Source organism: Croceicoccus ponticola, assembly GCF_004004515.1.
Taxonomy (GTDB): domain Bacteria; phylum Pseudomonadota; class Alphaproteobacteria; order Sphingomonadales; family Sphingomonadaceae; genus Croceicoccus; species Croceicoccus ponticola.
On sequence record NZ_RXOL01000013.1, the window covers coordinates 16810 to 38013 of the forward strand.

General features: G+C 60.3%; 20 protein-coding genes. 8 read left to right on the forward strand and 12 right to left on the reverse strand.

The features are described from left to right. Window positions 1–92: 92 nt before the first annotated feature. Both EKN06_RS15315 and EKN06_RS15320 read right to left on the reverse strand, forming a co-directional pair. Window positions 93–833 (reverse strand): glutathione S-transferase family protein, encoded by a 741-nt coding sequence (locus tag EKN06_RS15315; RefSeq protein WP_127613779.1) that lies wholly within the window; start codon window positions 831–833, stop codon window positions 93–95. A gap of 23 nt (window positions 834–856) precedes the next feature. Next, window positions 857–1624, reverse strand: a complete 768-nt coding sequence (locus EKN06_RS15320) for a hypothetical protein (protein WP_127613780.1) — start codon at window positions 1622–1624, stop codon at window positions 857–859. A 502-nt stretch (window positions 1625–2126) separates the two neighbouring features. Between EKN06_RS15320 and EKN06_RS16215 the strand changes: the two genes are divergently transcribed. Then, entirely contained in the window at window positions 2127–2249 is a 123-nt protein-coding gene (locus tag EKN06_RS16215; protein ID WP_420810802.1) for a DDE-type integrase/transposase/recombinase, read from the forward strand. Between the two features lie 17 nt (window positions 2250–2266). Beyond that, entirely contained in the window at window positions 2267–3085 is an 819-nt protein-coding gene (locus tag EKN06_RS15330; RefSeq protein WP_127613781.1) for an enoyl-CoA hydratase/isomerase family protein, read from the forward strand. Here EKN06_RS15330 and EKN06_RS15335 read toward each other — a convergent pair. The 6 genes from EKN06_RS15335 to EKN06_RS15360 form a co-directional block, all read right to left on the reverse strand. Next, window positions 3082–4104, reverse strand: a complete 1023-nt coding sequence (locus tag EKN06_RS15335; RefSeq protein ID WP_127613782.1) for an alcohol dehydrogenase catalytic domain-containing protein — start codon at window positions 4102–4104, stop codon at window positions 3082–3084. The two genes, EKN06_RS15330 and EKN06_RS15335, sit on opposite strands and share 4 nt — an antisense overlap. 396 nt (window positions 4105–4500) lie before the next feature. Continuing rightward, on the reverse strand, window positions 4501–5217 hold the full coding sequence (locus EKN06_RS15340) for an IS6 family transposase (protein ID WP_127613783.1): 717 nt from the start codon (window positions 5215–5217) through the stop codon (window positions 4501–4503). Window positions 5218–5334: 117 nt separating this feature from the next. Next, on the reverse strand, window positions 5335–6051 hold the full coding sequence (locus EKN06_RS15345) for an IS6 family transposase (protein ID WP_127613784.1): 717 nt from the start codon (window positions 6049–6051) through the stop codon (window positions 5335–5337). Between the two features lie 632 nt (window positions 6052–6683). Next, window positions 6684–7391, reverse strand: coding sequence for an IS6 family transposase (locus EKN06_RS15350; protein WP_127613785.1), 708 nt, complete (start codon window positions 7389–7391; stop codon window positions 6684–6686). A 154-nt stretch (window positions 7392–7545) separates the two neighbouring features. Further along, on the reverse strand, window positions 7546–8514 hold the full coding sequence (locus EKN06_RS15355; protein ID WP_127613786.1) for an asparaginase: 969 nt from the start codon (window positions 8512–8514) through the stop codon (window positions 7546–7548). After that, the gene (locus EKN06_RS15360; protein ID WP_127613787.1) at window positions 8511–9770 is read right to left on the reverse strand and encodes an MFS transporter; all 1260 of its coding nucleotides are present in this window, start codon (window positions 9768–9770) and stop codon (window positions 8511–8513) included. The genes EKN06_RS15355 and EKN06_RS15360 overlap by 4 nt, the downstream gene beginning before the upstream one ends. Window positions 9771–10068: 298 nt before the next feature. Here EKN06_RS15360 and EKN06_RS15365 point away from each other — a divergent pair, with 298 nt between their 5' ends. After that, window positions 10069–12438, forward strand: coding sequence for a TonB-dependent receptor (locus tag EKN06_RS15365; protein WP_164844113.1), 2370 nt, complete (start codon window positions 10069–10071; stop codon window positions 12436–12438). Between the two features lie 305 nt (window positions 12439–12743). Here the strand turns inward: EKN06_RS15365 and EKN06_RS15370 are convergent, their stop codons facing one another. Further along, window positions 12744–13787: a nuclear transport factor 2 family protein gene (locus EKN06_RS15370; protein WP_127613789.1), complete on the reverse strand. Its 1044-nt coding sequence runs from the start codon at window positions 13785–13787 to the stop codon at window positions 12744–12746. Between the two features lie 58 nt (window positions 13788–13845). Continuing rightward, the gene (locus EKN06_RS15375; protein ID WP_127613790.1) at window positions 13846–14901 is read right to left on the reverse strand and encodes a LacI family DNA-binding transcriptional regulator; all 1056 of its coding nucleotides are present in this window, start codon (window positions 14899–14901) and stop codon (window positions 13846–13848) included. Window positions 14902–15031: 130 nt separating this feature from the next. On the opposite strand from EKN06_RS15375, the gene EKN06_RS15380 reads away from it, so the two are divergent. Genes EKN06_RS15380 through otnC form a run of 5 tightly spaced genes read left to right on the forward strand, consistent with a single transcriptional unit; the run spans window position 15032 to window position 19448 of the window. Further along, the gene (locus EKN06_RS15380) at window positions 15032–16153 is read left to right on the forward strand and encodes a cupin domain-containing protein (RefSeq protein ID WP_127613791.1); all 1122 of its coding nucleotides are present in this window, start codon (window positions 15032–15034) and stop codon (window positions 16151–16153) included. A 1-nt stretch (window position 16154) separates the two neighbouring features. Then, window positions 16155–16913, forward strand: a complete 759-nt coding sequence (locus EKN06_RS15385; protein WP_127613792.1) for an HpcH/HpaI aldolase family protein — start codon at window positions 16155–16157, stop codon at window positions 16911–16913. Continuing rightward, the gene (locus tag EKN06_RS15390) at window positions 16910–17602 is read left to right on the forward strand and encodes an alpha/beta fold hydrolase (RefSeq protein ID WP_127613793.1); all 693 of its coding nucleotides are present in this window, start codon (window positions 16910–16912) and stop codon (window positions 17600–17602) included. Before EKN06_RS15385 ends, EKN06_RS15390 begins: the two co-directional genes overlap by 4 nt. Further along, entirely contained in the window at window positions 17599–18828 is a 1230-nt protein-coding gene (gene otnK / locus EKN06_RS15395) for a 3-oxo-tetronate kinase (protein ID WP_127613794.1), read from the forward strand. The genes EKN06_RS15390 and otnK overlap by 4 nt, the downstream gene beginning before the upstream one ends. Further along, window positions 18825–19448 (forward strand): 3-oxo-tetronate 4-phosphate decarboxylase, encoded by a 624-nt coding sequence (gene otnC / locus EKN06_RS15400; RefSeq protein WP_127613795.1) that lies wholly within the window; start codon window positions 18825–18827, stop codon window positions 19446–19448. The genes otnK and otnC overlap by 4 nt, the downstream gene beginning before the upstream one ends. Here otnC and EKN06_RS15405 read toward each other — a convergent pair. Together EKN06_RS15405 and purU are read right to left on the reverse strand one after the other, a co-directional pair. After that, entirely contained in the window at window positions 19438–20334 is an 897-nt protein-coding gene (locus tag EKN06_RS15405; RefSeq protein ID WP_127613796.1) for a bifunctional 5,10-methylenetetrahydrofolate dehydrogenase/5,10-methenyltetrahydrofolate cyclohydrolase, read from the reverse strand. The genes otnC and EKN06_RS15405 overlap by 11 nt on opposite strands. 4 nt (window positions 20335–20338) lie before the next feature. Continuing rightward, entirely contained in the window at window positions 20339–21190 is an 852-nt protein-coding gene (gene purU, locus EKN06_RS15410) for a formyltetrahydrofolate deformylase (protein WP_127613797.1), read from the reverse strand. Between the last annotated feature and the right edge of the window lie 14 nt (window positions 21191–21204).

Genomic DNA, 21204 nt, shown 5'->3' on the forward strand with positions numbered 1-21204 from the left:
GCCATCCTTTATGACAATGCCATGTAGGTGCACCGCGTCATACTTGCTCTGCAACCAGACCGAACTCGGCGCTTTGGATAATACCGGCTAATTTACTGCGCTTCGGATGAAGCGGAGGTTTCGTGCGCCGACTGGACATAGCTAACCTGCGCGCCCTTGTCGGCATCCCCCTGATAAAAAGGTCCGTCGAAGATTGCCTGCACACTATCGGGAAGTCGATTGACCGCCAAAGCACGCGCCCGCTGCACGGCAGGCCGGCTAGCCATTGCGAAAAACCAGCGCGAAACATCAGGAAAGTCATCGAGCGACTGTCCATGCATCCGATGGAACCAGACCCATCCCCAACTGGCCATATCAGCAATGCCATATGCCTCTGCAATCCATTCGCGCCCACGCAAGCGCCGGTCGAGGACACCGTAAAGCCGGGCGACCTCTGCTTGATAGCGTTTTACTGCGTATTCGTTGCCTTCGGCCTTGTAGCGTATGAAATGATGGGCTTGCCCGGCCATCGGACCAAGGCCGCCCATCTGCCAGAACAGCCACTCCATTGCCGCGATCCGGCCAGGACCTGATCTAGGCAAAAACATCCCAGTTTTTTCGGCCAGATATACAAGTATCGCACCCGACTCGAACACCGCTTGCGGCCCTCCATCAGCATCAAGGTCGACGATCGCCGGGACCCGCCCGTTAGGGCTGATCGCTTGGAACTCGTCGGTCAATTGCTCGTCCTTGGTGATGTCGACCAACCGCACTTGGTACGGAAGGCCGCATTCTTCCAGCATGATCGCCACTTTCCAGGTGTTGGGCGATGGGAAAAAATAAAGGTCGATCATTGGCAGATGGCTTTCCTTGGACCTTAATAGTCGAGCGGGATGGCGATATGTGTCCCGTATATCCGATCGCGATGCTCGATCAGAATCGGATTGATAGCCGCATCGACCTTTTCACTGACAGCGCTGTACAGCGGGCGCAGCCAGTCCGGCATCGGGTTCAGATCCTGCGGCAACGGGCTCAGCATCATCGAGAAACAGGCCCAGTAGATGTCCGTCACCGTCACGGCGCCCCCGATGAAATAACTGGAGCCGAGAGCTTTTTGCCGTTCGAGCTGTTCAGCAAGCCCGAGAAGGATCGACACTATCCGTTCTTCCGAATCAACCTCGCTACCCGGACGCACGCCGTACTTGCCTAAAATGGCGCGTAATTGAGTGCCCGTCGTCTCCGGCTCGTCGAGTATAGCCACGGTCATCTCGATGCGGCGATGCCAGCCCAACCCGTCCGGCCCGGCAATGGCCATGGCTAAACCAAGAGACAGCGCGCGGTCGGCCTCTCCATCGGGTAGAAGCGAAGGGCCGGAGCCGAGCCGCTCGGACAGCAAGACGATGTCCAGCCAGTCGGTCAGCGGCGGTTCTTCGTCGAGGCAGGCAATCGGGGCATTGCGATGCCCGGTCCAGTCCCGCAGTTCCTCGTTCGGCTGCATCGCCTGCTGTTCGACCGGGAGGTAGGATACGTTGCGGGCGGCAAACACTGCCTTTGCTGCTTCGCCCCAGGGGCCGGGTACCCCCGCTGTCAGCACCAGCCGCAGGCCGGATCTTGTGCGGGCGTCTGCAACGCTAAGATATTCCATCAAGCCTCTCCATGCTGGCCAAAGTCCCTTAGGGATGAGCGAATGTCCAGACACGACGGCAAGGCTCATAAACATGAGGTCGCATCATTTTAATTAGGGCCACGTATTTATCACGCTTCGTCGTGACGTAGCTTTCCAGCCCCTCGCCTTCGTGATCGACGGCGCCGCAGTCACACCATCTCGCCGTTCAGCTTCACGTCCATCTCGTCGAAGTGCCAGATGGGGACAGCCCCTTCCCTGCAAGGCGGCGTGCTGAATCTTGGTCAGATCGGTTGCGCCAAATGTCCGGCCTATTGTTGCGGTCGCATAGCCGCGCTCGAAAACCAGGGTTCTCCACGTTCCGGAACGACACCGAGTACCGCACGTAAAGCATCGCCATCATGCGGATGACGTCGGGTGAGGAGCGGAAATATCTGAACGGATTATCGACCTTTCTCCTCTCGTCCGGCTTGCAGTCCGCCCCGTGCCCGCTGATCCTTCTTGACAACGCCGCGTCTGGCATCTGGACGAGATGGTCATGCGCATCAACGGGCAGCGCATGCACATGTGGTGGGCCGTCGACAAGGAAGGTGAAGTTCTGGATATCCGACCGGCGCGACGCGCTGTCGAGGGCGTTCGAACCTAATTGAGCTGAGGCTGAAGATGATGAACTTTGAAAATTTCGAGATCGAGATTCGCGACGGTGTCGTCTTCGCGGTTAAGAACAATCCGAACATGCATTACGGCATTTCGCTCGGCATGTGTGAGGATCTGTCCCGCCTCATCGATGAATTCCAAAGTGACGAAAGCGCCCGTGCGCTGGTGATCTCCGCTGGCGGGCCGGGTTTTCACCGCGGCGCCGTGATGGTGCAGGAGATGCGGCCCACCCTAGCAGACCTTACCGAGGCAGATTTCCGGGATCTCGTCCACAAGGGACAGGACTTGGGCAGAAAAGTCGCCACCTGCCCCAAGCCTGTGATTGGCATTGCCCTGACCGGAGCGCTGGGCGGCGGGCTCGAACAACTGCTTCGCTGCGACTTCGTCTATACCCTGGACGACGCCAGGTTCACCTGGCCGGAAGTAACGCTCGGCTTTGTCGCAGCATGGGGCGGAACCCAGTTCGGCGGCAGGATGCTACCCATGCGGAAAGCGCAGGAGATGTTACTGCTCGGCGACAGCATCTCCGGCGCGGAGGCGTCCGCACAAGGGTTGGTCACCCAATCATTTCCCGGCAAAGAGGCGCTGGAAGCGCATCTGGATAACGTGCTCGATCGCCTGAAATTCTGCTCGCCCACCTCCTATGCGCAGACCAAGCGCTGCCTCGCCGCAGTCTGGGCCGGCCCACTTTCGTACGGTGAGCAGGTCGAGGTCGATGCTGAGGCGGTCACGATGATGACCGGCGACTTTCTGAAAGCCTATGCGGCATGGCACGACGGCAAGGTCTATAACTACGTTACCGGCATCGCGGAGGAACGAACTTAGGGGCGAACCATGATCTTGCAGGCACTCTTATCCCTGCGCAGTTCTTCGAATTTGGCCGGGAGATCATCGATCTCGACGACACCGTCGAACATGGGCATCGGCTTGATTGCCCCTTTCGCGATCAAATTCGCGGCGAGCTCGAATTCCTGCCGCGAATAATAGACCGCAAAGGCGATATTCACCTCCTTCACTGTCGGCGCGATAGGCAGGTAGGTATCCGGCTGCATGCACGCTCCGGCCATGACGATCGTGCCGCCGTATCCGGCCAGTCCGGAGGTAAGCGCCGTCATGCCGGGCGCACCCGTGCACTCGATGACGATATCGGGGGTATCTCCCGCAGCGATCCGAAACCGGTCTGCAAGTTCGTCGTCCGACTGGAAGAATTCGTCGGCGCCCATCTCGACCGATAGGTTTGCGCGACGGTCGGTCCTGGCTGCAACACCGACGAACGCCGCCCCGGCGACCTTCGCCGCTGCCGCAGCGGCAAGACCAACCGGTCCGGCTCCAAGGATGAGCACTCTGGCGCCCGTACGCATGCCGGATCTGGCGACGGCGTGAAGGCCGACGGCAATCGGTTCGATGAAAGCCCCCTCCTCCCAACTCATCCCCTCGTCCAGCTTGACCGAATTCATCGCACTTACGACGGTATATTCGCAATATCCGCCCATCGCGCCGCCGCTTGCCTGGCTAACGCCCGAAGCACAGCGGGTGGGGCGGCCCGAGAGACAGAAAACGCAGTAGCCGCAGCCAATGTACGGCAGTGCCGCAATCCGCATGCCTTCGCGCCAACGATCTTCGTTGTCAGGCCCGCACTGCACAATCTCACCGGCAAATTCATGACCAAGCACCGAGCCTGACGTCGGATTAAAACAGCTATGGATGTCGGTCATGTGCAGATCGGTCCCGCAAATGCCGCATCGATGCACATGGATCAGCAATTGGCCCGGACCCGGGTTGGGCATCGGCCGATCAACGATGACAAGCGGCTCGCCCGCACTCCGAAACTCCGCAACTTTCATGGCACGCCCACCGCATATCTATTGATTGGAGCACTGTGCCCTAAGTGTCGCGCGCATTCCACGCTTTGTGCGAGCAGCAGCGCATCATCATGGCAAGGCGGTCGATGGACGGACTGCGAGGTGCAGAACGACCGCCTACCGGCCGACCTGTCATGCCTCGAGTCTCGGAGGTTCTGGGGATGACCTTGCTGCCGGAATCATTTTCAAGCACCGCGTGTTTGATCTACTCAAGTCTCTCTAGCCCGTGGTGCTTCCCGACCGGGACACTGGCGATATCCTGACGAGATGCACGTGAAAATGAACGACCATGTGGTCCATCCTTGGCGCGCTGTGGTGGTGTCAGTCCGACGCTAACCTCTCTCCACTTGGCACAGAACAACCCAAGATTTGCCGCAGTTATGCCGCAAGGTTCTGCCACTCAGCCAGCGCGGCTGAGCGTCGTTCCTTGAATGTCTGTCGATCGACGAGGTGCCGTTCCTGGTTGAAGTGATTGGAGATCGAGGCGTGCACTGAGGCGAACTTCTGTAGCGACTTCATTCGCCGAAATCGCTGCATCGCCCGCTCTCGTCTTCGGAATGGCAGATGCGAATTCTCGGCGCGATTGTTGAGCCACCTCCCCATCTCGCGACGGTCCTCGTTGCCGAGTTCCTTCATCGCCGCAGGGTAGGAACGCAGCCCATCTGTGACGATTGTCTCGGCTTTGCCATGGCGTTTCAGCGCCTTCTTCATGAATGCCAAAGCCGCAGATTTATCCCGTTTCTTCGTAACGTAGGACTCGAGAACCTCGCCTTCGTGATCAACCGCGCGCCACAGATAGACCATCTCGCCGTTCAGCTTCACGTACATTTCGTCGAGGTGCCAACGCCACTGGCGAAACCCCTTCATCCGGTTGACCCGCTGGCGCCGGATGTCGGCAGCGAACATCGGTCCGAACCTGTTCCACCAGAGCCGAACCGTCTCGTGGCATAGGTCGTAGCCGCGCTCGAAAAGCAGGTCTTCGACGTTCCGAAGGGACAGCGGATATCGCACATACAGCATCACCACCATGCGGATGATGTCCGGCGAAGAATGAAAATAACGGAACGGCGACGCGGGCTTTCTGGGACGTGGCATAGCCCCGACCTACCCCATGCAGCTCACGGTGCAATCCTTCTGACAACACCTCCCGGTGGTGTCAGTCCAATGCGAACTCGTCTCCAGCTGGCGCACAAAGGGTTAAGCGCCCCCGCATTATGCCGCGAGATTTTGCCACTCGGAGTACGCAGCCGAGCGACGGGTCTTGTAAGTCTGGCGATCGACGAGATGGCGTTCCGAATTAAAATGGTTGTAAAGGGAGGCATGGACCGAGGCGAATTTCTGTAGCGATTTCATTTGCCTGAATCTCAGCATCGCTCGCTCTCGTCGCCGGAACGGGAGGTGCGAATTCTCGGCGCGATTGTTCAACCATCTTCCCATCTCGCGACAGTCCTGGTTGCCGATTTCCTTCATGGCGGCAGGGTAGGATTTCAGGCCATCCGTGACAATTGTTTCAGCCTTGCCATGACGCTTCAGAGCTTTCTTCAAGAACGCCAGCGCCGCGGATTTGTCCCGTTTCTTGGTGACATAGCTTTCGAGCACTTCGCCCTCGTGATCAACGGCACGCCACATGTAGTGCCGCTCGCCATTGATCTTCACAAAGACCTCATCCAGATGCCACCGCCATTGGCGGAAGCCCTCCATTCTACTGACACGCTGCCTGCGAATATCAGCCGCAAACATCGGCCCGAACCGATTCCACCACAGCCGCACCGTTTCATGGCAGATGTCGATCCCGTATTTAAACAGCAGATCCTCGACGTTGCGTAAGCTCAACGGGTACCGGACATACAGCATCACCGCCATGCGGATCACTTCAGGCGATGAGTTGAAATACCGGAATGGGTTGGCTTGCTTGCGAGGTCTGGGCATGGCGGCACCCTACCCTAACCGAATCAAATTTCCATCAGGTGCGTTTGCTTTGACAGCACCCACTGGACGTATCGAGAAGAACGCGAGTGCGCTTGCGAACAGAGGCAGTCCTGGGCATTGTATAACTCCAGCCCGGCAGCTGGAACGGAGAGCATGCGCCGAAAACGACGTCTGCTTCATTCCTGCTGCCTCCGGACCTGGAACTGACCCTGGATGCTGCTGCTCCTGGCTGACGGGGTCGCCAGGTGCGAGGGCCTTTTCGCAGATCGCCCAGTGCGCTGTCAAGCCCGATTTTATCACAAGTCATTGAAATCGTTGACGAAGGATCTGCATTCTGGTCCTGCTATTGCCCCCGTTCTTCCCTGCTATCCGGAAACAGGGAGGCGCCTATGCGCATGCAAGTGGTTCATTCTCTTCGGTAAATGCGGCGCCGGGACGTGACACGCTGCGAGTAGATTCCCTGTTTTTGCGGGAATAACAGGGAGAACTGACGCCCGAATGGGTCCGAAATGCAATCCCGTAGTGGCTGACAGGGTCGCGGAGAAAGCCGGCTGAAATCGCCTTAAACGGTGCTGTCAGTCCGGCGCTAACTTCTCTCCACTTGACGCAAGAGCAGCTAGGCCTTCAATCAGTTATGCCGCAAGCTTCTGCCACTCGGCGAGCGCCGCCGAGCGTCGTACTTTGAATGTCTGTCGATCGATGAGGTGGCGTTCCTGATTGAAATGGTTGGAGATCGAGGCGTGGACCGAGGCGAATTTCTGCAGTGACTTCATCTGCCTAAATCTCTGCATCGCCCGCTCTCGTCGCCGGAAAGGCAGATGTGAATTCTCGGCTCGATTGTTGAGCCACCTCCCCATCTCGCGACGGTCTTGGTTGCCGAGTTCCTTCATCGCCGCCGGGTAGGATTTCAGGCCATCGGTAACGATGGTGTCCACCATCCCGTGGCGTTTCAATGCTTTCTTCATGAAGGTCAAAGCCGCAGATTTGTCACGTTTTTTCGTGACGAAGGACTCCAGGACTTCACCCTCTTGATCAACGGCGCGCCAGAGATAGACCATCTCGCCGTTCAGCTTCACGTACATCTCGTCGAGGTGCCAACGCCACTGGCGAAAGCCCTTCATTCGACTGACGCGCTGCTGTCGAATGTCGGCCGCAAACATCGGCCCAAATCTGTTCCACCACAGCCGAACCGTCTCGTGGCAAAGGTCGTAACCGCGCTCGAAAAGGAGGTCCTCGACGTTCCTGAGCGACAGCGGATATCGCACGTACAGCATCACGACCATGCGGATGATATCTGGTGACGAATGGAAGTATCGGAATGGATTCTCGGCCTTGCTCATCCCGTCCGGCTAGCAGGCCGTTCTCTGACCGGCCATCCTTTTGACACCACCATGTCCGGCGATGAATGAAAGTATCGAAACGGATTATCGGCCTTGCTCATCCACTCTGGCTAACAAAGTGTCCCCTGCCCCGCCATCCCTTTGACAATGCCAGTCAGACTGGTAGGCGCTCGAGCCGCTTGCCCTGCCTAATCAGCAGCTGCAGCAGGATGCGCGCCTGCGTTGGGCGCCATCGCCCGCCGTTGAGGATGCCGCGCTTGCCGAGATCAATGTCACCGCCCTCGTATGCGTAAGTGTTCTTGAGCGTCGGACCCATACCCACCCGGCTGGTCATGACGACTGGTTTCAAGCGAGCTAGCCGCTCCAGCGCCTGTGCCGCGCGAGCCGAGACGTGGCCGCCGCCGACCCCGCTGATAACTATCGCGTCAATCTCGGGCGCCTCGAACAGGCGGATGGCTTCGGGCTCTAGATCGAGGCCCGCCTGCAGGATAGGCACGACCGGAATGCGGTCGCCGAGCGTCAGGTGCGGCAGCTCGAGCAGCGAGGCCATCTCGAAACGCACCACGTCTTCGGTCACATGGCCGAGCGGACCATAGGGTTCGGAAGAGAAGGCATGTGGCCGCCCGCTGTGCACTTTGCGCACGAGGGGACCCGCGTGGATCTCGTCGCCGAACACGACCAGGACACCGTAACGTCTCGCCTGTGCATGACTGGCAACTAGGATGGCATTGGCGAGGTTGGCAGGCCCGTCCGCTCCGATTCTGTCTGCGCTGCGCATCGCACCGGTAACGACGACCGGGATCTTACCGCGCCACATCAGGCCCAGGGCGAAGGCGGTTTCTTCCAGCGTGTCGGTGCCATGCGTGACGACGATACCGGCTATGCCCTCAGCCTCGGACCTCTCGATTGTTCGGCAAAGCGCAGCGACATCGGTCAGCGTGACGCTGGCACTGGGCTTCAAAGTCAGGTCTTGCTGCTCGACAACGACGCCTGCAGGCAACACCGTGCTGGCTATCAGTTCGTCGGCTCCGTCTTCGAGAATTGAGCCCCAACCGTCCCGCTGGCGCATGGCGATGGTTCCGCCCATGGCGATCACAAGGATGCGGACAGGTTGGTCGGTCATATTCTGGGCTGGATAGCCGCCTCTGCGACGACGGCTCGAGGCGATGGTACGTAGCGATGCGTTTCGGGCAAGCGCATCCAGATAATCGCAGCGAGCGCGAACACGACGCTGGCCAGCGTCATGGTAAGCGACAATCCGAACGCCTCGGCCATCTGCGCGGTGATCAGCGGGGCAACGAAGCTGACGATTCGCCCCCAGTTGAAGATAGACGCCGCGGTCGACTTCAGGTGGTGAGGATAGAGTTCGGCCAGCCAAGGCCCCCAGACCACGCTGCATGCCAAGCATGCGCCATAACTGAAAGCGACCAGATTCAGCACCATCTGCGAAATGGGCGCGTAGAGATAGACAAGGATAAGCGCCGCGGTCACGAAGAAGCCGATTGCCGCTGACCGCCGACCAAACCTGTCGCCGACCCATCCCCAGAAAAAACCGCCAAGAAGACTACCGGCAAACATCCACGATACCGATACTCCGATGGCGCTATCGCTCCATCCGCGTTCGTCGCGCAGATATGTCGTCGCCCACCCCGTGAACGCTTGATATGCAAAGAAGTTGAGACCCGAGACAAGGGTCAACATGATCGTCCGCTTGCGCAGGGCGGGAGAGAAAAGCTCCTTGATCGGAAATCCGCTAGCCCGTTGCTCGTCATGCGCCGCCGCCCCGTGGGCGATCATTTTCCGGTCGTTCGGCACGACTAGCGGCGCGAACGCTGCCATCACGATTGGAATGACCCCGACCCAGAGCAGGAGGTGCCAGTCATATCCTAACGAGAATACGGTCGCGGAAGCGAAGCCAAGAAGCGATACCGCGAGGTATGACGACCCCATGATCACCGACGCCACCCGACCACGCACAGCCGGGCCGAACAAGGATGCGTAGATGCCGACCGTGATCGGATACATCGACCCGGTGAAATAACCGAGAAGGAAACGCTGGCCCAGCACCTGCATATAGCTCGTGACCAGCGTGCCGAGCACAAGCATCGTGCCAAATCCCACCATCACCGCCATCAACGCGTTACGGCGGCCGAACCGGTCCGCCAGCTGGCCATTGATCACGGCGCCGGCAAGCGCGCCCAGCGCCTGCGCGCTGTAAAGCGAGCCTGCCTGCGTGAGGGAGAGGTCCAAGTCGTCCGCGATGTACGGGCGCAAGACGTCGACGGTATTCCACGACCAACTGTAGAGGATATAAGCCGTTGCCAGGAAAGCGAGTGCTCCGATCCTGCGGCCTATGCTCATGTCTTCCGCGCGCTGCATCCGTCTATCCTTACGACTTTATCGGGGGCTGTCACGGTGATTGCCAACGATTGAAATGGGATGCAATCATATTATCAGAATAGCACATAAATTACGCCGATAAATTCAATGATAAAATCTAATATCTTGATTTCGCGTAATTTTTTTTGATTGCTCATTTTTGCATTCGGAGTACATTCTGAGTCCGAGGCATTGCAATGCCCGCAGATAATCCGAACAGGGGACCACCTTCATGAGCCGCAGAAATTTCCGGAACAGCACTGCCAGCATCGCTATTCTAACGGCGCTCCTGCCGGTAATGGCACTTGCACAGGAAGCACCCGCTCCCGATGACGGCGCCCCAAGCGAGGGTCTGACCGAAATCGTTGTTACCGCGAACAAGCGGGCGCAAAATCTTCAAGATGTCAGCGCCAGCGTGCAGGCCCTGACCGGCGAAGATCTCGCAAAGGCCGGCATCAACGATGTGTCGCGGCTCGAACAGATGGCCCCCGGCCTGGTTTTCGCCAAAGGCGGCAACGACGCGAAGATCGCTCTCCGCGGTGCCAACTCGAACAGCACTTTCGGGGACAACTCTTCGATCGTCGGTGTCTTCGTCGACGGCGTCTACAAGCCCCGCGCCTCGCAACAGACACGCGCTTTCTTCGACGTGGAACGCGTCGAAGTGCTGCGCGGGCCGCAGGGTACGCTCTATGGCCGCAACACGCTCGGCGGCGCGATCAACCTCTACACCAAGGCACCCGACCTCTCGATTCCGGGCATCTCGGGCGGGATCGACAGCCGGTTCAGCCGCTTCAACCAGTTCCGCAACGAGATGTTCGCCAATGCCGGCATCTCCGACAGCTTCGGCGTGCGGGTTGCGGTAATGACCGACAACAGCGACGGCTGGGTCAAGAACCTTGAAGGCCGCAATCTCGGCATTGCGGACACCTTCTCGGTCCGCGGTTCGGCCCGCTACAAGCCGAGCAGCGATCTCGACGTCATCCTGCGCGTGTCCTCAATTTCGGAAAAGGGCAATCCGGCCGGCATGTTCGCCATCAACGGCGCTTGCCGCACCGTGCAGCCGAACGGCCTGACCGACCCCTTCGGTCCTGAATTCGATTGCCAGAATCCGCGTCGCGGTTCGGGCGGAACGGTCGATTTCGACATGCTCGACGGCCAGCCCGGCATGTCGAACAAGGACCGTCGCACCGTGTCGCGCGACTTCGTCAACAACGACAGCCTGCGCGAAACCAATGCAACGCTCGACGTGACTGCCGGCCTTGGCACCATGCAGCTGCGCTCGATCAGTTCCTATACAGAATATACGTCGCTGCTCGGCAACGACGCCGACTATAGCTCCAATCCCAACGCACGCGAATGGGTGGAAGAAAACAACAAGTCCTATACGCAGGAATTGCAGCTGATCTCGCAGTGGGATGGCCCACTCAGCATGACGGTGGGCGGTTATGCTTCCTATGACGAGTTGTTTTTCTCATATTCCTCGCTGCGCCACACGCAGGACAATCTCGCCGCCCGGCCGACTGCCACGTCGACCAACGGTGTGACGCTGCCTGTTCTGACCGGCACGCCGCTGCTCTCGCTCGACAACGTGATCAACAGCATGTCGAACACCACGCAGATGATCAATTCGCGCTACCTTGGTGCATTTGGCGAACTGACCTTTGCCGTGATGCCTGAATGGCGCGTCATCGGCGGCGTGCGTTACAACAACGAGCGCAAGCACGCGAAGAACGGCAATGCGGTCTATGTCGGCGACCTGACCCCGAACAGCCCGCCGACCGACCCGCGGGAAGTATTTCCGTTCGACTGGTCGACCGCGACTGCGAAAAGCGACGTGCGCGCCACGTTCGAGAACGTGACCTGGCGTGCGGGCACCGAATATGACGTGGCCGACGACGTCATGGCTTATTTCACCGCCTCGACCGGCTTCCTGTCGGGCGCGATGAACCAGAACGGCACGGTCACGCAGCCGCAGAAGTCCCGTTCTTTCGAACTCGGTCTCAAGTCCCGCTTCTGGGATCGTCGCGCGGAACTGAACATCGCACTGTTCAAGGCGCGCTATTCGGATCTGGCGACCACTTTCCAGGTAGCGAACCCCGCCAACCCCGGATCGTTCATCACGATGTCGTCGAACGGAGGCGTCCTGAACGCAAAGGGCGTCGAAGTCACCGGCGCGCTCTTGCCGGTCGACAGCTGGAAGATCTCGTTCGGTGCGGCCCTGCTCGATGCCAAGTACGGCAAGTTCGGCATGAACCTGCCAGGCGGCTTCCAGGTGCTCAACGGCGCAGTCCCGGCCAGCCGCTTCATCGACCTGTCGGGTTATCGTCCGCCCTACACCCCGAAGTTCAGCTTCACTTTCGGGACCAGCTACGACATCGACGTCGGCTTCGGTTACCTGACGCCGCAGGCGCAGATGCGCTATTCGAGCAGCTACTTCGCCCATGGCGGCCTGCCGTTCGACCTGTCGGGTTACCAGCCGAGCTTCACGCAGACCGACGTGCGCCTTGCCCTGTCAGACTACGAAAGCCGCTATGGCCTCGAATTCTTCGTCGAGAACATCGAGGACGAGATGCTGAACCAGCGTACGCAGACGGGCGGCGACGGCTTGCAGCAGGCCAACTGGGGCATGCCTCGCAACTATGGCGTGCGCACCCGGATCACGTTCTAAGGTCCCTCGACACCCCTGCGTCGGACAGGGCGACGGCCCGACGCCCGGCGCAGGAGTGGCAATACAAAAGGGAGGCGGTCCGAGCGGATCGCCTCCCTTTTTCATTTACGCGAGGCCAGTCGCGTTCGCTGAATTACAGGCTGGCGAGGTCGCAGATTGGACAGCCTTGCCGCGGCCGCCATGGCCGATTAGCTCAGGGTGCAAGGCATATGCCAGTCGAGCACCACGCACCTTTCCCGTCGACTACAAATGAAAAGGGGCTGGCCCTGCGGCCACCCCCCCTGCACTTTATCCAGTCTGCTGCGTCATGCGGCGGCGGGGCGGGCACCGATGATCTGGGCCATCACGGCGATCTCGTCGAAGAGGCGCCATTCGCGCAGAATCTTGCCGTCTTTCATCTCGAAGTGGGCCGCCCCCATGATCTTCACTGGCTTGCCCGTCGTCGGGCCATAGAGCGGAACGCCGCTGTATGTGCCGTGCAGTGTCCATATCGCGGCGATGCGCATACCCAATTCGTCCGACTGGCACACGACCAGGTCGCGCACCTCAATCCGGCCGTCGGGGAACGCGGCCAAGAGGTCGATGATCTGCTGCTGGTAGCCGTCGATCCCCTGTGCGCGATGCATGCGGACAGTGTGGCAAACGACCTTGGAATCGCAGTACGCCGACACTCGGTCGAAACGCTTGCGGTTCCATACCTCGTTATACATCGCCACAATGGTGTCGCATTCAGGCTGAAAACGATCGGGCCGCTTGCCCGAAATCCCTTCCTTCGCAGGCTCTGGGTAACTACCGGCGAAGGCTGGCGTGTCGTCGGTGATCGCGAGCGTTTCACCCGTCACGGGCGATGCGCGCACCATGTCGGCCGCGACTTGCTCCGGATCGATGCCAAGCGACTGGAGCACGGCGTATTCGTCACGCACCAGCCACTCTTCGACAACCTTGCCATCCTGCACGACGCAGTGGGCAATCGTACGCGAGATCCAGTTGCGCCCGGTCGGCGGGCCGTATGTCCAGTGACCGAGATTGGTCCCGGTCTTGAGCACACGGTGCGAACTGATGAAGCCCATCGGCCCGCGCTGTTCCCACACGACATCTTCGCCAGAACCGCCACCGCCATTTGGAAAGGCGCTCATTTTCTGGACGCTGTTCGTCAGGACATGCTCGAAATCATATGTCTCGCCATAGGCGGTATGGACCTTGATATCGTCGGCATAGTGTTCGCCCAGCCGGCCAAGGCCCTTTTCGATCCAGATCTGGTCTGTCCAGCTTAGAATGTAATCGCGAGGGTCGCGGAACGGAGCGTAGGCAGCCGGATCAAGATCGGCGAGAGGATCGAATTTTTGCATAAGGATCTTTCACAAATTTTGCATCCCAATGCTAAGCGGATGCAGATTTTGGTCAAGCCTAATCTATGCGGGCGCTGCTGCCTTCGACCAATTCGCCGGAGAACACGCGCTTTTCGGTCGCCATCGAAGGCTCCTCGATTCGAGCGACGAGCATGTCGACGGCCGCCTTGACCATCGATGCGACGGGCTGGCGCACGGTGGTAAGCTGATAGCCGCCCCACTGACCCGGCGCGTAACCGTCGAAGCCGACGACCGAAACATCGTCTGGAACCTTGAGGGAAAGGGCGAGCCGCGCCTCGTCGATGCAACCGATCGCCATCAGATCGTTTGCGCAGACAATGGCATCGGGACGCTTCTTGCCGCCGCACAGACCGCGCATAGCCTCGCGCCCGCCAGCGTAGGTGAAGTCGCTGTGCACGACCTGCGGCGCAGCGCAGCCAAGTGCCGCCAACTTGTCGAGCGCACCGCGCAGGCGCATCCGGCTGACGACGGATGCTTCGGGTCCGGCCACAATCCCGAACCGCGAATGTCCGGCACTGACCAGCTTCTCGATCAGCCAGCCCTCCCCCTCCGCGTGATCGCAGCCGACGCTATTGGCTCCCATAACATCATATAATCTATTGATAAAAACCAGGGGAATGCCGCGCTCTCGAAGCACACCGATCTGCTCGACCGAAAGCTCCGCCGCCGAGATCACGCCATCCACCCGGTACTGCCAAAGTTGTTGGATCGCCCTGTCGGCATCAGCGTCTTGGTCGAGCGTGAAGAACAGCAGGTTGAGCCCTCGCTCAATCATATGCTGACTCAGGATTGAGGCGAAGTCGGGATTCACGCTAAGGTTCGAAACGATGACAGCGATAAGGTTTGAACGCTTGGTGATGAGCATACGAGCAATGGCGTTGGGCTGGTAGCCGAGTTCATCTGCCGCGCGCATGATCTTGGTACGCATGCGCTCGGAAACACTCTTGCCCGGTGTGAAACAGCGAGAAACCGCAGACTGCGACACCCCCGCCAGTTTCGCAACATCGTAGGAAGTGACCATCCGGCCAATGGCTTGCGGGTCTCCGGACGAAGAAGATGCGTCGTGGTGTACGGCGGTTCGAGTTTTGGTCATCCGCGATCCATAGCAAAGCCGATGCAAAATCGCGCATCGAAAATCATCGGAAATCACCCTATTGATTGCATTCGGATGCACTGATATGCCGGTCCGGCTTCCGCAAGTGTATTCTGAAAGCTGGATCCCGATGCCTGATACCCATTTCGCCGCGACCGACCGCCTGATCCGTTACGAAGATCTGGTCCCGTGCACGCTGGCCTTCATCGACTGCAAGATTCCCGGCTCCGATCGAAAGGTGAACTATTCGATCATCGGGGCCGGGGTGACGCAGTCGAACGAACAGTTCGTCAACCTCACCGAACCGCACGGCTTCGCGCTCGGTGTCGCAGCCATGCCGCATGGCGTCACCAATAACCTGCACATGCATTACACCGCCGAAGTCTTCATGATCTATCGCGGCGAATGGCTCTTTCGTTGGGGTCCGGAGGGCAGGGACGGCGAAATCACCGGACGCGCGGGCGACGTCCTGTCGATGCCGACCTGGATGTTTCGCGGCTTCACAAATACCGGACCCGACGATAGCTGGATCTTTACCCTGCTCGGTCGCGACGACAGCGGTGGGGTCGTATGGCACCCGTCGATACTTGAGACAGCGGCCGAACAGGGCCTTTACCTCACCCGCGACAACATGATGGTCGATACTGCGACAGGTGCGGCGAAACCCGATGATGCGGAACTGATCCAGCCGTTGAGCCCCAGCGATATCGCAGCGATGCGGCGGGCCACGCCTGAGGAGATGGCTCGCCGCGTCGTCCGTTTCGACGACCTCGCGTGGTCGCCCGCCGCCCTGCTCGACAGCGTGTTGGCCGGCCACGCCTCGTTCGTGGCACCGGTGATTGGGGCGGGCATGACCGAAGATCGCAACGCGGTTGCCCCTATTTCGGACCCGCACGGCTTCATGCTCGAATATGTCCGCCTTCCTGTTGGTAATAAGATCGGCGCTTATCGCATCGCGCCCAAGCAGGTAGTGATTGTCCGCAAGGGCAAGCTGGAGATCGAACTAGGTGAAGGCGAAAACGCGACCCGCGCCCTTGCCGAGCCTTGGTCGACCTTCTCGGTGCCGGCGAACACCTGGCGCACTTTCCGCTCGTCAGGTGACGAAGAAGCACTCTTTACGCTTACCACGGCCGGCGATGCCCGTCCGGAGATCGAATGGTCGAACGAAATCGTGGCAGAGGCCAGGGACGCGGGCGTTGGTCGCGATCCCAACGGCAATCTTGCGCCCGCGCACCTGTTGCCGGCCGCCTGACATGCGCCCCAACACGCTTCGCAGGCTGAAGGCCGAGGGCAAACCCATCGTCAACGCATGGCTTTCCATCGGCGCGCCTTATGCCGCCGAAGCGATCGCGCATCAGGGCTTCGACGCCGCCACCATCGACTGCCAGCACGGCATGATCGGTTTCGACACCGCCATCGCGATGCTGCAGGCGGTGTCGAGCACGCCGGCGATCCCGATGGTTCGCCCCTCCGGTCTCGCCCCGGCGGAAATCATGCGATTTCTCGACGCGGGCAGTTACGGCGTCATATGTCCAATGATCTCGACAGCCGACGACGCGGCGAGGCTCGTTGCCGCGTGCCGGTATCCACCGAAAGGGGTACGCTCGTTCGGCCCGGCACGCGGGATGCTTTACGGCGGCGCGGACTACCTCGATCATGCCAACGACGAAATCCTCGTCCTTGCGATGATCGAGACGCGCGAAGGGCTCGATAACCTCGACACGATCCTTGACGTTGAGGGACTGGATGGCATTTATGTCGGGCCTAACGATCTTGGCCTCGCCTTAGGCCACCGCCCGCTAAACGAACCTGAGGACGGCCCGGTGGCGGAAGCGATCGAGCACGTTCGCGCCGCAACAAATGTCCGCGGGCTCATCAGCGGCATTTTCTGCAGCAACGGTACCGCCGCGGCGATGCGCGTTGCACAGGGCTTCGATCTTGTCACTCCCGGCAACGACGCGGCCTTGCTGCGCGCCACAATGGCGGATGCGGTAAAGGCCACGCGGCGGTGACCAAAAGCGCCGTCTTTCTCGCGGGCACCTTGTGCGACGATCGGGTTTTCGGCTGCCTGCCGCACCGATTTCAGAACTCAAAGGTCCTCGACCATTCGGCACTCGGCGATGCCCGGATTGCAGCACTAAATATGGTCGAGGCGATCCCACCCGGCACGCTCGGCATTGCGTTTTCGCTAGGATCATGGGTTCTGCTCGAATTGGCCCGGCTTGCGCCTGATCGGTTCAGCGGCATCGTCCTAATCAGCGGCAACGCCTTTCCCGATGCGCCGGAAAATGCAGCCAAGCGACGCGAACGGGTCGCGCGGGCGCGGGAAGAGGGCTTTGCCGCGCTCTTCGCCGACGATTGGGATCACATAATCGGGCGGGAGCGCAGGTACGATCCGGCGGTGCGGTCCCTGATCGTGAAAATGGCAGAGGCGATCGGCCACGACCGACATGAGCAGCAGACCGAGATGAACATCAGCCGCCCCGACTTGCGCACCATGGTGGAGAACCCGCCCGTACCCATCCACGTGATCGCCGGCTCGGATGACGGCCTTTGCCCGCGCAATCGTTACGAGCAGGCCGCTGCCGCCCCCGGCTCAAGCCTGACGGTTCTTGAGGGTGTGGGGCATTATGTCCCTCTCGAAGCCCCCGATGCACTGCTTGGAGTGATCGATCGTCTGTTTCCGGAGTATGCGGCATGATCCTGGGCTGCATTGCAGACGACTTTACCGGCGCGGGCGACATCGCCGGGCTGATCGCTGCAGAGGGCATGCGGACAAGCCTTTTCACCAGCGTCGATGATATCGGCAGCCGGTCCTGTGAGGCGGGTGTCGTCGCGCTGAAAACGCGCTCGCTCCCGGTCGAAGTCGCGGTTCAGCAATCGCTGGCCGCGCTGGAACTGCTGCTGCAAGCCGGGTGCAGCCAGATCGTCTTCAAATACTGCTCGACTTTCGATTCGACGCCGAGGGGTAACATCGGCCCCGTCGCCGAAGCGCTTGCCGCCCGGCTCGGCGTCGAGACCGCAATCGTGTGCCCCTCATTCCCCGCAAACGGCCGTACGGTCTATCAGGGCAACCTCTTCGTCGGCGACGTGCCTTTAGCCGAAAGCGGCATGCGCGATCATCCGCTGACTCCGATGACCGACAGTGACCTGCGCCGATGGCTCGCTCCGCAAACCTCGCTTGCCGTGGCGCACATTCCGCTCCAACGCGTGCGGTCTGCCGGACTGGCCGACGACCTTGCCATGGCGCGCGGACTCGTCGTCGTCGATGCCGTGTCGGATCAGGACCTGCGTATCATTGCCCGCGCTGTCGCCGATGCACCGCTGGTCACCGGCGGTTCGGCCATCGGCATGGGCCTTCCCGCCAATTTCCGTGCGCGTGGCCAGATCGGCGATACGCCGGTGCCTGCGCTGTCCCGCCACGGTCCGACCTTGATCCTTTCGGGAAGCTGTTCGGTGGCATCGAACGCGCAAGTCGCCGCCTATCGTGCATCGCGTCCCGCTATCGCCGTCGATGTCGAACGACTACTCCACGGGTATCCCGTGCTGGAGGAAGTCGATGAATTTCTCGTCCGCAACGCCGCAGATAGTCCACTCGCCTATTCGACGGCACCGCCAGAACTGTCGCGGACCTTCATCGAAGCAAATGGCGGCAATCGCGCGGCCTTGGCAGTAGAGGAGCTATTGGCCGAACTTGCGACGAGGGCGGCGGCACGCGGCATCGCAAAGTTTGTGGTTGCCGGCGGCGAGACTTCGGGCGGAGTGGTCGAAGCGCTGCAACCGGGGCCGCTGCAGGTCGGCAGGATGATCGCACCCGGCGTACCTCTGCTGGCCAACGAAACGCAGACATTCGCACTCAAGTCGGGCAACTTCGGGTCTGAGAACTTCTTGCACGAGGCAGTTGCCGCAATGGAGCCGACCACATGACCGAAAGTCAGCTGAGGGAAGCGATTTGCGACCTGGGCCGTTCGCTTTTCGAGCGCGGCTATACCCACGGTGCGTCGGGCAACCTCAGTGTCAGGCTGGATGACGGCAGCTTCCTTGTGACCCCCACGAACGTGTCGCTCGGCATTCTCGATCCGACCTGCCTTGCACATCTCGACGCCACCGGTCGCCACCTTGAAGGTCCTCTACCGACAAAGGAAGTGGCCCTCCACGCTGCGCTCTATCGTACGCGCAGGGGCAGCGGCGCAGTTGTGCACTTGCATTCCACGCACAGCGTGGCGGTCTCGATGTTGCCGGATCTAGATCCCGCAGACGCGCTTCCGCCTTTGACGGCATACCAATTGATGAAGGTAGGACGGACGGCGATCCTGCCCTATTTCCGACCGGGCGATCCGGCGATGGGCGACGCAGTCGCGGATCTGGGTGGCGTCTATTCGGCCATTCTGCTCGCCAATCACGGGCCAGTGGTCGCCGGGGACACGCTTCTGGAAGCGGGTTATGCGATCGAGGAGCTTGAGCAGACGGCGAAACTGCACCTCCTGCTCCGCCACGAAAGACCCAGGCTTGTACCCCAGACCGAGGTCGACTTCTTCAACGAGTAGCAATCAGGGCGCTAGCAATCACGATGCCGCGCCGCTCCAGGGCGGCCTGAACAGTGTTGATCATCAGGCACGCTATAGTCATCGGTCCGACGCCGCCTGGAACCGGAGTAATCGCGCCGGCCACTTCGACCGCTTCATTAAAGGCGACGTCACCAACCAGACTGCTTTTCCCACAAGGCGAAATCGCGCGGTTGATGCCGACGTCGATGACGATCGCACCCGGCTTGATCCAGTCAGCCTTGACCAGCCCGGCCTTCCCCACAGCTACGACAACAATGTCGGCGCGGCGGCAGATGTCGGGTAGACCGACCGTCTTGATGTGGGCAGTAGTCACGGTACACCCGGCCGCCAGCAGCAGGTCCGCCATAGGCTTGCCTACGATGTTCGACGCGCCGATGACGAGAGCATCGAGGCCTTCCACGTTGGCCGCAACGGAGCCGATCAGCAGCATCACGCCCTTCGGAGTGCAAGGGACAATGCCGCCACTGCCCGTCACCCTCTGGCCGACATTGGTGGGGTGGAACCCATCCACGTCCTTGGCCGGGTCGATTGCGCGGATGACCTGCGCAATGTTGATTTGCGGAGGGAGTGGCAGCTGGATAAGAATGCCGTCGGTCTCCGCATCGGCGTTAAGCCGATCGATGAGTGAGAGCAGATCGCCTTGCGTGGTAGCCGCGTCCAGTCGATGTTCGACCGAGCGAATGCCGATCGACCGGGCGGCGCGGATCTTGCTACGCACATAAGTCTGGCTAGCCGGATCTTCGCCGACGAGGATGACCGCAAGCTGCGGGACGACGCCCCGCTCCGCCAATCCCGCAACCTGTTCGGTCAGGTCTTTAGTTAGGCCGCGAGCAAAGGCGGTGCCATCGATGACATCGGCTGCCACCGCATCAATCCCGGAAAACGACCGTCGTTCCGCCGTTCATCAGCGCGCGACCTTCGAGGTGAAAACCGATAGCGCGTGCCAGCACGCGGCGTTCGATGTCGCGGCCCTTGCGGACGAGATCGTCGGGGCGGTCGCTGTGGCTGATACGCTCCACGTCCTGTTCGATGATGGGCCCTTCGTCGAGGTCGGAGGTGACGTAGTGCGCCGTGGCGCCGATGAGCTTCACGCCCCGCCGATGTGCTTGGTGATAGGGTTTCGCACCCTTGAAGCCGGGCAGGAAAGAGTGATGGATATTGATGCAGCGACCGCTCAGGAAGACGGTCATCTCGTCCGACAGAATCTGCATGTAGCGGGCCAGCACGACTAGGTCGGAACGCGTCTCATCAACCAAAATGCGAACCGCGGCTTCCTGCTCCGCCTTGGTTTCCTTGGTCACCGGCAGGTGATGGAACGGGATGTCGCCGAAATCGGCGCCGAAGCAATCGCGCGGATGATTCGACACGATGCCGGTGATGTCCATGTGCAGTTCGCCGATCCGCCAGCGATAGAGGAGATCGACGAGGCAATGATCGAACTTCGATACCATCAGCAGCACGCGCTTCTTCACGCTCATACGGTGAAGCTGCCACTGCATGTCGAGATCACGGGCAATGATCGTCATGTCCTGGCCGAGCGGTTCGCCCATCGCGGTGGGGAGCGAGAAGACCACCCGCATGAAAAACAGCCCGGTTTCGGGATCGTCGAACTGGTCCGCTTCGACGATGTCGCCGTCGCGATGGAAGATGGCAGCGGAAATGCGTGAGACGATGCCACGTCGATTACCGCACGACATGGTGAGAACGTATTTTTCAGTCATTCTGTCATCTTTTC